The sequence below is a fragment of the Pseudomonas sp. SED1 genome (genome assembly GCF_034044025.1).
GTDB lineage: Bacteria > Pseudomonadota > Gammaproteobacteria > Pseudomonadales > Pseudomonadaceae > Aquipseudomonas.
In genome coordinates this window covers 123,039-137,814 of record NZ_JAXCIS010000044.1, presented here as the reverse complement: position 1 = coordinate 137,814, position 14,776 = coordinate 123,039, and the positions used below count along the sequence as shown (strand labels likewise).

General features: G+C 61.1%; 14 protein-coding genes and 2 pseudogenes. 8 read left to right on the top strand and 8 right to left on the bottom strand.

The annotated features are described in order from the left end of the window. The first annotated feature begins 12 nt into the window (after window positions 1-12). Window positions 13-1,575, top strand: coding sequence for a phospholipase D family protein (locus tag SNL23_RS05690; RefSeq protein WP_318301816.1), 1,563 nt, complete (start codon window positions 13-15; stop codon window positions 1,573-1,575). Between the two features lie 90 nt (window positions 1,576-1,665). Here the strand turns inward: SNL23_RS05690 and SNL23_RS05685 are convergent, their stop codons facing one another. From SNL23_RS05685 to SNL23_RS05675, 3 genes and pseudogenes are all read right to left on the bottom strand, one after another. After that, window positions 1,666-2,808 (bottom strand): MFS transporter, encoded by a 1,143-nt coding sequence (locus SNL23_RS05685; protein ID WP_318301815.1) that lies wholly within the window; start codon window positions 2,806-2,808, stop codon window positions 1,666-1,668. Between the two features lie 42 nt (window positions 2,809-2,850). Then, window positions 2,851-2,940 (bottom strand): annotated as a pseudogene (locus SNL23_RS05680) (outer membrane lipoprotein carrier protein LolA); the annotation flags it as partial. 31 nt (window positions 2,941-2,971) lie between these two features. Continuing rightward, window positions 2,972-4,465 (bottom strand): aldehyde dehydrogenase, encoded by a 1,494-nt coding sequence (locus tag SNL23_RS05675; protein WP_017476698.1) that lies wholly within the window; start codon window positions 4,463-4,465, stop codon window positions 2,972-2,974. A gap of 230 nt (window positions 4,466-4,695) precedes the next feature. Between SNL23_RS05675 and SNL23_RS05670 the strand changes: the two genes are divergently transcribed. Further along, window positions 4,696-5,058, top strand: a complete 363-nt coding sequence (locus SNL23_RS05670) for a cupin domain-containing protein (protein WP_003213261.1) — start codon at window positions 4,696-4,698, stop codon at window positions 5,056-5,058. A 71-nt stretch (window positions 5,059-5,129) separates the two neighbouring features. On the opposite strand, the gene rpmG is transcribed toward SNL23_RS05670, so the two are convergent. Continuing rightward, complete coding sequence (gene rpmG / locus SNL23_RS05665) at window positions 5,130-5,285, bottom strand: 50S ribosomal protein L33 (RefSeq protein ID WP_003176906.1); 156 nt, start codon at window positions 5,283-5,285, stop codon at window positions 5,130-5,132. An 11-nt stretch (window positions 5,286-5,296) separates the two neighbouring features. Beyond that, complete coding sequence (gene rpmB / locus SNL23_RS05660; protein ID WP_003213263.1) at window positions 5,297-5,530, bottom strand: 50S ribosomal protein L28; 234 nt, start codon at window positions 5,528-5,530, stop codon at window positions 5,297-5,299. Window positions 5,531-5,985: 455 nt separating this feature from the next. On the opposite strand from rpmB, the gene SNL23_RS05655 reads away from it, so the two are divergent. After that, window positions 5,986-7,578, top strand: a complete 1,593-nt coding sequence (locus tag SNL23_RS05655) for an ABC transporter substrate-binding protein (protein WP_063033851.1) — start codon at window positions 5,986-5,988, stop codon at window positions 7,576-7,578. Window positions 7,579-7,694: 116 nt separating this feature from the next. Here SNL23_RS05655 and radC read toward each other — a convergent pair whose 3' ends face one another. Continuing rightward, on the bottom strand, window positions 7,695-8,369 hold the full coding sequence (radC, locus tag SNL23_RS05645; protein WP_318301814.1) for a RadC family protein: 675 nt from the start codon (window positions 8,367-8,369) through the stop codon (window positions 7,695-7,697). A 130-nt stretch (window positions 8,370-8,499) separates the two neighbouring features. On the opposite strand from radC, the gene coaBC reads away from it, so the two are divergent. The 4 genes and pseudogenes from coaBC (at window position 8,500) to argB (ending at window position 12,770) form a co-directional block, all read left to right on the top strand. Continuing rightward, window positions 8,500-9,708, top strand: coding sequence for a bifunctional phosphopantothenoylcysteine decarboxylase/phosphopantothenate--cysteine ligase CoaBC (coaBC, locus tag SNL23_RS05640; RefSeq protein ID WP_010168193.1), 1,209 nt, complete (start codon window positions 8,500-8,502; stop codon window positions 9,706-9,708). Between the two features lie 5 nt (window positions 9,709-9,713). Then, on the top strand, window positions 9,714-10,169 hold the full coding sequence (dut, locus tag SNL23_RS05635; protein ID WP_003213270.1) for a dUTP diphosphatase: 456 nt from the start codon (window positions 9,714-9,716) through the stop codon (window positions 10,167-10,169). Window positions 10,170-10,427: 258 nt separating this feature from the next. Next, window positions 10,428-11,843: pseudogene (locus SNL23_RS05630) on the top strand (phosphomannomutase/phosphoglucomutase); the annotation flags it as partial. 21 nt (window positions 11,844-11,864) lie between these two features. After that, on the top strand, window positions 11,865-12,770 hold the full coding sequence (argB, locus tag SNL23_RS05625) for an acetylglutamate kinase (RefSeq protein WP_003213275.1): 906 nt from the start codon (window positions 11,865-11,867) through the stop codon (window positions 12,768-12,770). Between the two features lie 63 nt (window positions 12,771-12,833). Here argB and pyrE read toward each other — a convergent pair whose 3' ends face one another. Beyond that, window positions 12,834-13,481, bottom strand: a complete 648-nt coding sequence (gene pyrE, locus SNL23_RS05620) for an orotate phosphoribosyltransferase (RefSeq protein WP_076013151.1) — start codon at window positions 13,479-13,481, stop codon at window positions 12,834-12,836. 82 nt (window positions 13,482-13,563) lie between these two features. Between pyrE and SNL23_RS05615 the strand changes: the two genes are divergently transcribed. After that, window positions 13,564-14,343 carry an exodeoxyribonuclease III gene (locus SNL23_RS05615; RefSeq protein ID WP_003176915.1) on the top strand — a complete coding sequence of 260 codons (780 nt, stop codon included), beginning with the start codon at window positions 13,564-13,566 and terminating at the stop codon, window positions 14,341-14,343. Window positions 14,344-14,401: 58 nt separating this feature from the next. Here the strand turns inward: SNL23_RS05615 and SNL23_RS05610 are convergent, their stop codons facing one another. Next, a complete protein-coding gene (locus SNL23_RS05610; RefSeq protein ID WP_017476705.1) occupies window positions 14,402-14,770 on the bottom strand; it encodes a DUF4870 domain-containing protein in 369 nt (122 codons plus the stop codon). Window positions 14,771-14,776 lie beyond the last annotated feature (6 nt).

Sequence of the window (14,776 nt, the reverse complement as noted above, 5' to 3'; positions counted from 1 at the left end):
CCCACGTCATTGATGACCCAACGGCTATTACCGTTTTTCCTGCTGGGCATGCTGACCCTGGGCGGCTGCGCCACCATCAACGCGCCACGCACGCCCAGCGAGGCGCTGCCGGCCAACGAGTCGTCCTTTGGCCGCTCGATCCAGGCCCAGGCCGCACCGTACAAAGGCCGCTCCGGATTCCGCCTGCTGCCCAACAGCAGCGAAGCCTTCATGGCCCGTGCCGAACTGATCCGCAACGCCCAGACCAGCCTCGACTTGCAGTACTACATCGTCCACGACGGCATCAGCACGCGGATGCTGGTGGATGAATTGCTCAAGGCTGCCGACCGTGGCGTGCGCGTGCGCATCCTGCTGGACGACACCACCAGCGACGGCCTGGACCAGATCATCGCCACCCTCGCCGCCCACCCGCAGATCCAGATTCGCCTGTTCAACCCGCTGCACCTGGGCCGCAGCACCGGCGTGACCCGGGCCATGGCGCGGCTGTTCGACCTGTCGCTGCAACATCGGCGCATGCACAACAAACTGTGGCTGGCGGACAACAGCATCGCCATCGTCGGCGGGCGCAACCTGGGGGATGAGTATTTCGACGCCGAACCCAACCTCAACTTTACCGATATCGACATGCTCAGCGTGGGGCCGGTGGCCGAGCAACTGGGCCACAGTTTCGATCAGTACTGGAACAGCGCCCTGAGCAAACCCATCGGTGACTTCGTCAGCAGCGCCACCAAAGGCGACCTGGCCAGCGCCCGCATACGCCTCGAGGAATCCCTCGCCGAATCGCGCCAGCAAAATCATGCGCTGTACAACCGCCTGCGCACTTACAAGACTCAGCCGCGCATGGACATCTGGCGCCGCGAGCTGATCTGGGCCTGGAACCAGGCGCTGTGGGATGCGCCGAGTAAGGTACTGGCCAAGGCCGATCCGGATCCGCGACTGCTCCTGACCACCCAATTGGCGCCGGAGCTGGAAGGTGTCAGCCATGAGCTGATGATGATTTCGGCTTACTTCGTGCCCGGGCAGCCCGGGCTGGTGTACCTGACCGGGCGCGCGGACGCCGGGGTATCGGTGAGTCTGCTGACCAACTCCCTGGAAGCCACCGACGTGCCGGCCGTGCACGGTGGTTATGCGCCCTATCGCAAGGCATTGCTGGAGCACGGGGTAAAGCTGTACGAATTGCGCCGCCAGCCGGGAGACGGAGGCGGCAGCGGCCCTCATCTGTTCCGCAAAGGCAGCTTCCATGGCTCGGATTCCAGCCTGCACAGCAAGGCGATCATCTTTGACCGGGAGAAATCCTTCATCGGCTCATTCAACTTCGACCCGCGCTCGGTGCTGTGGAACACCGAAGTCGGGGTACTGGTGGACAGCCCCGAGCTGGCGGAACACGTGCGCAACCTGGCACTGGAGGGCATGGCGCCCCCGTTGAGCTATCAGGCGGAACTGCAGGATGGCCAGGTGGTGTGGGTGACCGAAGACAACGGCCAACTGCACACCCTCACCCGTGAACCCGGCAGTTGGTGGCGCCGGTTCAATGCCTGGTTCGCTACCAGCGTCGGCCTGGAGCGCATGTTGTAGGAGCAAGCTTGCTCGCGAAAAACCCGAGAGCACCGCGTTCTTTCAGGCAGCAAACGTTATCGTTGACGACCATCGCGAGCAAGCTTGCTCCTACACGGGCTGTGTCGCGCCGAATGCACCTTGGCGAAGCAGCAGAATCACCAATCCCAGCGCTCCCGCCGCCATCAGCAGCGGCAGCGCATGCCCGCTGACCCACTGGCTGCCGGCACCGGCCACCAGTGGCCCGATCAGGCAGCCAATGCCCCACAGCTGCGCGATATGCGCATTAGCACGCACCAAAGCGTCGTCACGGTAGCGCTCGCCAATCAAGATCAGCGACAAGGTGAACAACCCGCCGGCGCTGGCCCCAAACAGCACCCACACCGGCCAGATCATCAGCGTATCGAGCAACAGCGGAATCGCCAGGCTCGTCGCCAGCAGCATCAGCGCGCAGCCGAGAAACAGCGTGCGCCGAGGCAGGTAGTCCGCCAGCGCACCAATCGGCAGTTGCAGCAACGCATCACCGACCACCACGGTGCTGACCATTGCCAAGGCAATCTCGGCGGTGAAGCCCTGTTGCAGGCAGTACACCGGCAACAGCGTAAGAATCATCGCCTCGAACGCGGCGAATAACGCCACCGCCCAGGCAATCGCCGGCAAGCCCTGGCAGAAGCGCAGCAAGTCGCCGAAGGTCACGCTGAAGGACTCGGCAGTCGGCGCACCGGAACGGCCCAGCAGGAGGATCGGCGAGAACGTCAGCAGACCAACGCCCACCCAGAAGCCAATGTCGTTATCCGTACCCAGCGCGCCCAGCAGCAACGGGCCTGACAGTTGGCTCAACGCATAGCTGCAGCCATACAGCGCCACCAGACGGCCACGCCAGTGCTCGATTACCAGTTGGTTGATCCAGCTTTCGCCGAGGATAAACACGATGGTCAGGATCACCCCGATCATCAGCCGCAGCACCAGCCACACCGGGTAGCTGGGCAATACCGCCAGCAAACCGATGGAAATCGCCCCGGCCCACAGGCACAGGCGCATCAGGTTCGCCGTGCCCAGGCGCGAAGCCAGGCCGCTGGAGACCTTGGCACCCAGCAGCACACCGAAGGCCGGCATCGCCGCCATGACGCCGATGGCGAAGCTGCCGTAGCCCCAGCTTTCAAGGCGCAGGGACACCAGCGGCATGCTCACGCCCAAGGCCAGGCCCACGCTCAAGACCGACGCCAACACGGCGAAATAGGTCGCCCAACGCATTTCCACGCTCCTGTGGATCATTATTTTTCAGGGCCGCAAACGAACTGTAGGAGCGAGCTTGCTCGCGAAAAACTTGAGAGCACCGCGCGCATCCAGAATGCCCGCGTCATCGTTCAAGTCCTTCGCGAGCAAGCTCGCTCCTACAGGGAGTCGCCGGGATGACTTACAACTTGATCCAGGTCGCCTTCAGCTCGGTGTACTTGTCGAACGCGTGCAGCGACTTGTCGCGGCCGTTACCCGACTGCTTGAAACCACCGAACGGTGCGGTCATGTCGCCGCCATCGTACTGGTTGACCCACACGCTACCGGCACGCAGTGCCTTGGCGGTCAGGTGTGCCTTGGAGATGTTCGACGTCCACACCGCAGCGGCCAGACCGTATTGGGTGTCGTTGGCGATCGCGATGGCTTCTTCCACGCTGTCGAAGGCAATCACCGACAGTACGGGCCCGAAGATTTCTTCCTGGGCGATCTTCATGGCGTTGGTCACTCCGTCGAAGATCGTTGGCTCGACATAGGTGCCACCGCTTTCCTGCAGCGTGCGCTTGCCGCCGGCCACCAGCTTGGCGCCATCGGCATGCCCGGCTTCGATGTACGACAGCACGGTGTTCATCTGCTGGGTATCCACCAGCGCGCCGACCGTGGTGGCCGGGTCCAGCGGGTTGCCCGGCTTCCAGGCCTTGAGGGCCTCGATCACCAGCGGCAGGAATTTATCCTTGATCGAACGCTCCACCAGCAGGCGCGAACCGGCGGTGCACACTTCGCCCTGGTTGAAGGCGATGGCGCCGGCGGCGGATTCGGCAGCGGCTTGCAGATCCGGAGCATCGGCGAACACAATGTTCGGGCTCTTGCCGCCAGCTTCCAGCCAGACGCGCTTCATGTTCGACTCACCGGAACGAATCAGCAGTTGCTTGGCGATCTTGGTCGAACCGGTGAACACCAGGGTGTCGACGTCCATGTGCAGCGCCAGGGCGTTACCCACGGTGTGTCCATAGCCCGGCAGCACGTTGAACACGCCTTTCGGGATACCGGCTTCAACCGCCAGCTCGGCGATGCGGATGGCGGTCAGCGGCGACTTTTCAGACGGCTTGAGGATCACCGAGTTACCGGTGGACAGCGCCGGCCCGAGTTTCCAGCAGGCCATCATCAGCGGGAAGTTCCACGGCACGATAGCCGCGACAACGCCCACTGGCTCGCGGGTCACCAGGCCCAGTTGGTCGTGGGGCGTGGCAGCGACTTCATCGTAGATCTTGTCGATGGCCTCACCGCTCCAGCTCAGGGCTTGCGCCGCTCCCGGGACGTCGATGTTCAGGGAGTCACTGATCGGTTTGCCCATGTCCAGGGTTTCAAGCAGTGCCAACTCCTCGGCGTTGGCCTTGAGCAAGCCGGCGAAACGGATCATGGTGGCTTTGCGCTTGGCCGGAGCCAGGCGTGACCAGGCACCGGAATTGAAGGTGGCGCGGGCGTTTTCAACAGCGCGCTGGGCGTCGGCGACGTCACAGCTGGCAACGGTGGCCAGCAGACGGCCATCGACCGGGCTGAGGCATTCGAACGTGTCGCCGGAAACCGCGGCGGTGTATTCGCCATTGATGTAGGCGCGGCCTTCGATCTTCAGATCCTTGGCGCGTTGTTCCCAGTCGGCACGGGTCAGGGTGGTCATGCGAGTGTCCTCCTCTTATTGAATACAAGGGCCGGGCGATGTACCCAGGCACCTTCGAAGAATGCTTGCCCGGCCAGCCAGCTGTTCGGCTCAAGGCAGCTGCCACCCTAAACCAGCGGCGATGGATGTTTCAATATATTTGACATAACGGCAGCAAACGCCCTTGCGATGTTCATTTTAATAAACATAGACTTTGAGCTCTCCAACCGCAGGCCAGACGGGACACGCCCATGAACATCCAGAATATCGTCGACTTCAGCCAGGCCAGGACCGAGCCTGACCGCTACCGTCCGGCTGCGGAGAAAATCCTCAAGGGTGACCCTGAGCAAACCGTCTACAACCATTACAACAGTCCATGCGGCCAGATGAGCGCCGGGGTCTGGGAAGGTGAAGTCGGGCAGTGGAAGGTCAACTACACCGAGCATGAATACTGCGAGATCGTGCAGGGCGTCTCTGTATTGCGCGACGCCGATGGCAACGCCAAGACCTTGCGCGCCGGTGACCGCTTCGTCATTCCGGCGGGTTTCAGCGGCACCTGGGAAGTGCTGGAACCGTGCCGCAAAATCTACGTGGTGTTCGAAGAAAAGGCCTGATCAATTCTTCAGGCACAAAAAAAAGCCCGCATCGTGAGATACGGGCTTTTTTTCACAAGAAAGAAAACCAATTACTTGATTTTGCCTTCTTTGTAGATCACGTGCTTGCGAACGCGCGGGTCGAACATTTTCTTTTCGAGCTTGTCCGGGGTAGTACGCTTGTTCTTGTCGGTAGTGTAGAAGTGACCAGTACCGGCGCTAGAGATCATTCGAATCAATTCACGCATGATTTAGCTCCTTAGATTTTGCCGTCGCGGCGCAGTTCGGCCAGCACGACAGTGATGCCACGCTTGTCGATAACACGCATGCCTTTGGCAGATACGCGCAGACGGACAAAACGTTTCTCTTCTTCAACCCAAAAGCGATGATGCTGCAGGTTTGGCAGGAAACGACGACGGGTTTTGTTGTTTGCGTGGGAAATGTTATTCCCAGTCACCGGACCCTTACCGGTAACTTGACAGACTCTCGACATGCCTCAGCCCTCTAAAACCACATGCCCAACCCGGCATGGGTTGGCCGCTTAATCTCTCAGTCATTTGGCGCCAGGCGCCGCGTTTCTTTAGGGTCTTACCGGCTACACCTACTAGCGAAGGAACCGGGCCCCTAGAAAAGAGCGCTGCTTTATACCAGAAAGACCCCAGTGCAACAACAGGCCGTGTGTTTTTACACGCGTAAATCCAGGCTATGGACGCCTGAACCGTTGCCAGGGTGGGCCGCTGATGCTAACCGCTCGTCGCACAGAATGATTTACAGCGCCCGCGCGCACTGCAAAGTGCTCGGCAAAACGACCTGAGGCGCCATCAAAACAGTATTTGAGGCAAAAGCCCAGGCAAAAATGGGCTAGTCATTTGTCAATCAGCCCACTACGGTAGGACTTTTCCAGACTGCACTCGCAGATGGGCCTTCGATCTGCAAAGGAAACTGAATATGCGCCTCGCTGCCCTACCGCTATTGCTAGCCCCTCTTTTTATTGCTGCACACGCCCAGGCGGCCACCACCTTGAGCGTCTGCACCGAAGCCAGCCCCGAAGGCTTCGACGTGGTCCAATACAACTCGCTGACCACCACCAACGCCTCGGCAGACGTATTGATGAACCGCCTGGTGGACTTCGACGCCACCAGCGGCAAGCTGGTCCCGAGCCTGGCAGACAGCTGGGACGTATCGCCGGACGGCCTGACCTACACCTTCAAGCTGCACCCGGACGTTAAATTCCATCGCACCGAATACTTCACTCCAAGCCGTACCCTGACCGCCGAAGACGTGCGCTTCAGCTTCGAGCGCATGCTCGACCCGGCCAACCCGTGGCACAAGATTGCCCAGAGTGGCTTCCCCCACGCCCAATCGCTGCAGCTGCCAACGCTGATCAAGAAGATCGACGCCCTCGATCCGCTGACCGTGCGCTTTACCCTGGACCACGCCGATTCGACCTTCCTCGCCGCATTGAGCATGGGCTTCGCCTCGATCTACCCGGCGGAATACGCCGACAAACTGCTCAAGGCCGGCACACCCGAAAAACTCAACAGCCAGCCTATCGGTACCGGGCCGTTCATTTTCGGGCGCTTCCAGAAGGATGCAACGATTCGCTACAAGGCCAACCCGGACTACTTCGCCGGCAAGCCTGCGGTGGATAACCTGATCTTTGCGATCACCCCGGACGCCAACGTGCGCCTGCAAAGGTTGCGTCGCGATGAGTGCCAGATCGCCCTGTCGCCCAAGCCCCTGGATATCGATGCTGCGCAGAAAGACGCCGACTTGAAGATCGAGAAAACAGCGGCCTTCATGACCGCGTTTGTCGCCATCAACAGCCAGCATCCGCCGCTGGACAAGCCGGAAGTTCGCCAGGCAATCAACCTGGCCTTCGACAAGGCCAGCTACCTCAAGGCGGTATTCGAAGGCACCGCCGAAGCCGCCAATGGCCCATACCCGCCCAATACCTGGAGCTACGCCAAGGACTTGCCGGGCTACCCGCAGGACATTGCCAAGGCCAAGCAGCTACTGGATCGTGCCGGGCTCAAGGATGGCTTCAAGACCACCATCTGGACCCGACCGTCGGGCAGCCTGCTGAACCCCAACCCAAGCCTCGGCGCACAACTGCTGCAAGCGGACCTGGCCAAGGTCGGCATCCAGGCTGAAATCCGCGTGATCGAATGGGGCGAACTGATCCGTCGCGCCAAGGCCGGCGAGCACGACCTGCTGTTCATGGGCTGGGCCGGCGATAACGGTGACCCGGATAACTTCCTGACGCCGCAGTTCTCCTGCGCGGCCGTAAAGTCCGGGACCAACTTCGCCCGCTATTGCGACCCTGCGCTGGACAAGCTGATCAGCGCCGGCAAGACCACCAGCGAACAAGGCGTGCGCAGCAAGCTGTACCAGCAGGCCCAGGCGCAGATCCAGCAACAGGCGTTGTGGCTGCCACTGGCGCACCCGACGGCGTTTGCGCTGACGCGCAAAAATGTCGAGGGGTATCAGGTGAGCCCGTTCGGGCGCCAGGATTACTCCAAGGTCAGCGTCAAGCCATAAGCCAGGCCCCCCTGTAGGAGCGAGCTTGCTCGCGAAGGTCGTCAACGATAACGCGGGAAACCTGACACCCAACGGTGTCCTCAGTTTTTTCGCGAGCAAGCTCACTCCTACAGAGCCTACATCCACCCAAATTCCGCCATCGACAGCGGATCACCCTCCCCCACAATGATGTGGTCCAGCACACGCACGTCCACCATCTCCAACGCCTTTTGCAGCACTCTGGTCAGTTTTCGATCAGCGATGCTGGGCTCGGCGCTGCCGGAAGGATGGTTGTGGCACAGGATCAGCGCCGCGGCGTTGTAGTCCAGGGCGCGCTTGACCACTTGCCGGGGATAAACCGTGGCGTTGTCGATGGTGCCTTGAAACAGCTTCTCGAAGCCCAGCACCCGATGCCTGGAGTCGAGAAACAGGCAGCCGAATATCTCGTGAGGCTCATGGCGCAGCAGCGCCTTGAGGTAGTCGCGCACGGCCTCCGGACTTTCCAGCACCGAATCGCTGCGCAAGCGCTCGGCCAAATGACGGCGGGCCATTTCCAGTACGGCTTGAAGCTGGGCGAACTTCGCCGGCCCCAGGCCCAGGTGCTGGCTGAACACCGTCTGCCGGGCCTCCATCAGCGCGCGCAGGCTGCCAAATTGCGCCAGCAGATGCCGCGCCAGGTCCACGGCACTCTTACCGGACACCCCGGTGCGCAGGAAAATCGCCAGCAATTCAGCGTCGGAAAGGTTCTCCGCGCCCAGTTCCAACAGCTTCTCCCGCGGACGCTCTGCCGCAGGCCAATCGCGAATACTCATGGCACCTCCGTGTGCATGTGCGCCGCTGTTGCATGGCGGACGCTGTGGTATCTTAGGCCATCTTTTTGCGTGCGATTTCACCTGGGGAGGGGGCATCGCAACGCCATCACTGAACTGGAAAGGCAAGCCAATGCAGCGTCTGTATCGGAAACGCATCGTTCTCGGCGTCGGCGGCGGCATTGCCGCCTACAAGAGCGCAGAGCTGGTTCGCAGGCTCCTCGACCAAGGCGCCGAAGTGCGCGTGGTGATGACCCGTGGCGGCAGTGAATTCATTACCCCACTGACCATGCAGGCACTGTCCGGTCACCCGGTTCACCTCGACCTGCTGGACCCCGCGGCCGAAGCCGCCATGGGCCACATCGAGCTGGCCAAGTGGGCCGACCTGGTGCTGATCGCCCCGGCCACCGCCGACCTGATCGCCCGCCTCGCCCAAGGCATTGCCGACGACCTGCTGACTACCCTGGTGCTGGCCACCGACGCCACCGTCGCGATCGCCCCGGCCATGAACCAGGCCATGTGGCGCGACCCCGCCACCCAGGCCAACACCCAACTCTTGCAAAGCCGCGGCCTCAAGGTCTTCGGGCCGGCCTCCGGCAGCCAGGCCTGCGGCGACGTGGGCATGGGCCGCATGCTCGAAGCCACCGACCTCGCCCAATGCGCCGCCGACTGCTTCCAGCACCTGGCCCTGACCGGCAAGCACGTGCTGATTACCGCCGGCCCGACCCAGGAAAACATCGACCCGGTGCGCTACATCACCAACCATAGCTCAGGAAAAATGGGCTTTGCCCTGGCTGAAGCGGCGGTCGAGGCAGGCGCCCGTGTGACGTTGATCACCGGCCCGGTGCATTTGCCGACCCCGGATCGTGTCACCCGAATCGACGTAGTCAGCGCCCGCGACATGCTGGCGGCCTGTGAAGCGGCGATTCCCTGCGACCTGTTTATCGCCTCGGCAGCGGTCGCGGACTACCGCCCCGAAGTAGTTGCACCGCAGAAACTCAAGAAAGACCCTACAAGCGGCGACGGCCTGCTCCTGCAAATGGTCCGTAACCCGGACATTCTGGCGACCATAGCCACCCGCGAGGACCGCCCGTTCAGCGTCGGCTTCGCTGCCGAAACCGAGCATTTGCTGGACTACGCCGCACGCAAATTGAAAGACAAGAACCTCGACCTGATTGTCGCCAACGATGTCGCCAACCCGAGCATCGGCTTCAACAGCGAGGAAAATGCCATCAGCGTGATCGACCGCGAGTTGCACGCTACCGTTTTCGCCCAGACCAGCAAGGGCAAGATTGCCCGCCAACTGATCTCTTTTATCGCCCTACGGCTGAACCAGGTTTAATTTCCATGCACGCTTTGCAAGCCAAGATCCTCGACCCCCGCATCGGCAACGAATTCCCGCTGCCGGCCTACGCCACTCCAGGCTCCGCCGGCCTCGACCTGCGCGCCATGCTCAAGCAGGACACCGTGCTTGAGCCGGGCCAGACCATTCTGATTCCGACCGGCCTGTCGATCTACGTGGGCGACCCTGGCCTCGCGGCGCTGATCCTGCCGCGCTCCGGCCTGGGTCACAAACACGGGATCGTCCTCGGTAACTTGGTAGGCCTGATCGATTCGGACTACCAGGGCGAATTGATGGTGTCCTGCTGGAACCGTGGCCAGACCGCGTTCAACATCGCCGTCGGCGAGCGCATTGCCCAACTTGTGCTTGTGCCGGTGGTGCAGGCGCACTTCGAACTGGTCGAAGAGTTCGACGAAACCCAGCGTGGTGCAGGCGGCTTCGGACATTCCGGCAGCCACTGACTAAGCTGAACTGACTTAGCCGGACAAGCCGGGTGCCTCACCCGGCCTGACGCCAACGCATGGCCTTTCAGGATGAAGAATGCGCGGAACTTATCAGCAAGATTTCCCCAGTGAAATCAGGACATTAGGCGGGCGAAAGAGCGGTGCTCCGGCGCCGATGGCACTTTTGCACCACGAACTCTATGCCAAAAACGCCGTCTTACCCTTCAGTTTGAGCCTGCCGGTCAGCACCCCTGAGGCCAGCCCCGCCCCTTTCAGATGGAGTTCCCCCCCGCAATGAGCAACGCAGCCCGAGTCGCCCCGACGTTTCCCGACAGCATTTTCCGCGCCTATGACATCCGTGGCGTGGTCCCCAAGACCCTGACCGCCGAAACCGCCTACTGGATCGGCCGTGCCATTGGCTCCCAGAGCCTGGCCCAAGGCGAGCCCAATGTTTCCGTTGGCCGTGATGGCCGCCTCTCCGGCCCCGAGCTGGTGGAGCAACTGATCCAGGGCCTGGCCGACAGCGGCTGCCATGTCAGCGACGTCGGCCTGGTGCCAACGCCTGCGCTGTACTACGCGGCCAACGTACTGGCCGGCAAGTCGGGCGTGATGCTCACCGGCAGCCACAACCCGTCGGACTACAACGGCTTCAAAATCGTCATCGCCGGCGATACCCTGGCCAACGAACAGATCCAGGCCCTGCACACCCGCCTGAAGACCAACGACCTGACCAGCGGCACCGGTAGCATTACCAAGGTTGAGATTCTCGATCGCTACTCGGACGAAATCACCCGCGACGTCAAACTCGCCCGCCGCCTGAAAGTGGTGGTGGACTGCGGCAACGGCGCGGCTGGCGTGATCGCCCCGCAACTGATCGAAGCCCTGAATTGCGAAGTGATCCCGCTGTTCTGCGAGGTCGACGGCAACTTCCCTAACCACCACCCGGACCCGGGCAAGCCTGAGAACCTGGTGGACCTGATCGCCAAGGTCAAGGAAACCGGCGCCGACCTCGGCCTGGCTTTCGACGGCGACGGCGACCGCGTCGGCGTAGTGACCAACACCGGCAATATCGTGTTCCCGGACCGCCTGCTGATGCTGTTTGCCCGCGACGTCGTGGCGCGCAACCCGGGCGCCGAGATCATCTTCGACGTCAAATGCACCCGCCGCCTGACGCCGCTGATCAAGGAATACGGTGGTCGTCCGCTAATGTGGAAGACCGGTCACTCGTTGATCAAAAAGAAAATGAAGGAAACCGGTGCGCTGTTGGCCGGTGAAATGAGCGGCCACGTGTTCTTCAAGGAGCGCTGGTTCGGTTTTGACGACGGCATTTACAGCGCCGCCCGTCTGCTGGAGATCCTCAGCAAGGAAAAATCCACCGCGGAAGACCTGTTTGAGACCTTCCCGAATGATATTTCTACGCCAGAGATCAATATCCATGTGACCGAAGAGAGCAAATTCAGCATCATTGACGCACTGCACGATGCGCAATGGGGCGAAGGCGCCAACCTGACCACCATTGACGGCGTGCGGGTCGATTACGCCAAAGGCTGGGGCCTGGTTCGCGCATCCAACACCACACCGGTGCTGGTGCTGCGTTTCGAGGCGGATTCCGAGGCTGAGTTGCAGCGCATCAAGGACGTGTTCCACGCCCAGTTGAAACGTGTTGCCCCTGATCTCCAATTACCGTTCTGATTTTTTGTACCGGAGCCCTGAATGACCCTCGAACGCGAAGCCGCCGCCAATACCGCCAAGGTCCTTTCCGAAGCGTTGCCTTACATTCGACGCTACGTCGGCAAGACGCTGGTGATCAAGTACGGCGGCAATGCCATGGAAAGCGACGAGCTGAAAACCGGCTTTGCCCGCGACATCGTGTTGATGAAAGCCGTCGGGATCAACCCGGTGGTGGTACACGGTGGCGGCCCGCAAATCGGTGACCTGCTCAAACGCCTGTCCATCGAGAGTCACTTCATCGACGGCATGCGTGTCACCGACGCCCAGACCATGGACGTGGTGGAGATGGTCCTGGGCGGCCAGGTGAACAAAGACATCGTCAACCTGATCAACCGCCATGGCGGCAGCGCCATCGGCCTGACCGGCAAGGACGCCGAGCTGATCCGGGCGAAGAAGCTCACCGTGACCCGCAAGACCCCGGAGATGACTCAGCCGGAAATCATCGACATCGGCCAGGTGGGCGAAGTGATCGGCATCAACACCGATCTGCTGAACCTGCTGGTGAAGGGCGATTTCATCCCGGTGATCGCGCCTATCGGCGTTGGCGCCAACGGTGAGTCCTACAACATCAACGCCGACCTGGTGGCCGGCAAGGTGGCCGAGGCGCTGAAGGCCGAGAAGCTGATGCTGCTCACCAACATCGCCGGCTTGATGGACAAGGAAGGCAAGGTATTGACCGGCCTGACGACCCAGCAAGTGGACGACCTGATCGCCGATGGCACCATCTACGGCGGCATGCTGCCGAAGATCCGCTGCGCACTGGAAGCGGTGCAAGGTGGTGTCGGCAGCTCGTTGATCCTGGATGGCCGGGTTCCGAATGCGATCCTGCTGGAAATCTTCACCGACACCGGTGTGGGTACGCTGATCAGCAATCGCAAGCGCCCCTAAGCGCTGGCAAACAAAAAGGCCCCGTTCAATTCGATTGAACGGGGCCTTTTTATTGGTCGGCGATTATTGAACGCCGAACTGCTCGCGGTAGGCCTTGACCGCTGGCAAGTGCTGCTTGAGCTGCGGGTCATCTTCCAGGAACTGCAACACCTGGTTCAGCGACACGATGCTCACCACCGGAATCGCGAAATCACGTTCCACTTCCTGGATCGCCGACAATTCACCGTTGCCGCGCTCCTGGCGGTTCAGCGCGATCAGCACACCGGCTGCCTTGGCGCCGTCCTGGGAAGCGATGATCTGCATCACTTCGCGAATCGCCGTACCGGCAGTGATCACGTCGTCGATGATCAGCACGTCGCCCTTGAGCGGCGCGCCCACCAGGCTACCGCCTTCGCCATGGGCCTTGGCTTCCTTGCGGTTGAAGCACCAAGGCAAATCCAGCCCGTGATGTTCAGCCAACGCCACGGCGGTCGCGGCGGCCAGGGGAATGCCCTTGTAGGCCGGGCCGAACAGCACGTCGAAGGAAATACCGCTTTCAACGATGGCGGCCGCATAGAAACGACCCAACTGCGCCAGGGCAGAACCCGAGTTGAAAAGGCCGGCATTGAAGAAGTAAGGGCTGGTGCGCCCGGACTTCAGGGTGAACTCACCGAAGCGCAATACGCCGCGATCGATGGCAAAACGAATGAAATCGCGTTGATACGCCTGCATGAAAAAAGCCTCAGATACCACGGATTTAGCTAATTAGGTAGACGGCGTGTATCATACACGCACGCGATTTTTGGGGCCATTTATGCGGATCATCAGTGTGAACGTCAATGGTATTCAGGCTGCAGTCGAGCGTGGTTTGCTCAGTTGGCTGCAAGCCCAGAATGCCGACGTCATCTGCCTGCAGGACACCCGCGCCTCCGCCTTTGAACTGGACGACCCAGCCTTCCAACTGGATGGCTACTTCCTTTATGCCTGTGATGCCGAAGTTCCCGCCCAAGGCGGCGTGGCTTTGTATTCGCGGTTGCAACCCAAGGCGGTCATCAGCGGCCTCGGCTTCGAGACAGCCGACCGCTACGGGCGCTACCTGCAAGCCGATTTCGATAAGGTCAGCATCGCGACCTTGCTGCTTCCATCAGGGCAGAATGGCGATGAAGACTTGAACCAGAAGTTCAAGCTAATGGACGACTTCGCCCGTTATCTGGATAAACAGCGGCGCAAACGTCGCGAGTACATTTACTGTGGCTCGCTGTACGTCGCGCAACAGAAGCTGGATATCAAGAACTGGCGCGACAGCCAGCAATCACCGGGCTTCCTCGCGCCGGAACGGGCCTGGATGGACGAGATTGTCGGCAACATGGGCTATGTCGATGCCCTGCGTGAAGTCAGCCGCGAAGGCGACCAGTACAGCTGGTGGCCGGATAACGAACAGGCCGAGATGCTCAACCTCGGCTGGCGTTTTGACTACCAGCTGCTGACGCCAGGCCTGCGACGCTTTGTGCGCAGCGCACGCCTGCCACGCCAGCCGCGCTTCTCGCAGCACGCGCCGCTGATCGTGGACTACGACTGGACCTTGACCATCTAAGGTCTTTCTCCAGGCACAAAAAAACCGACATCGCTGTCGGTTTTTTTGTGGGCGGTGGTTATTTGATCAACCGCAACGTCCACGGATAACGATAAGCCACACCCTTGTTGGCCTTGATGCCCCCAATGATCGTCATCACCACCGCGCCGATCACCAGGACGGTCATCAACACGAAGCCGATCACGATAAAGCCCAGCAGGAAGCAGACCGCCCAGGCTATGCCCACGGTGATCTGGAAATTCAGCGCTTCCTTGCCCTGATCATCAATGAACGGGTCCGTGTCCTTCTTCACCTGCCAGAGAATCAAAGGCCCCAGCAGGCTGCCGAACGGGAACATCAAGCCGAAAAACGCCGCGAAGTGACAGAGCATCGCCCACTGGCGAACTTCCTTGGACGGTGTCGGCAGCGGAAGTTGACTGTCACTCATGGCGTA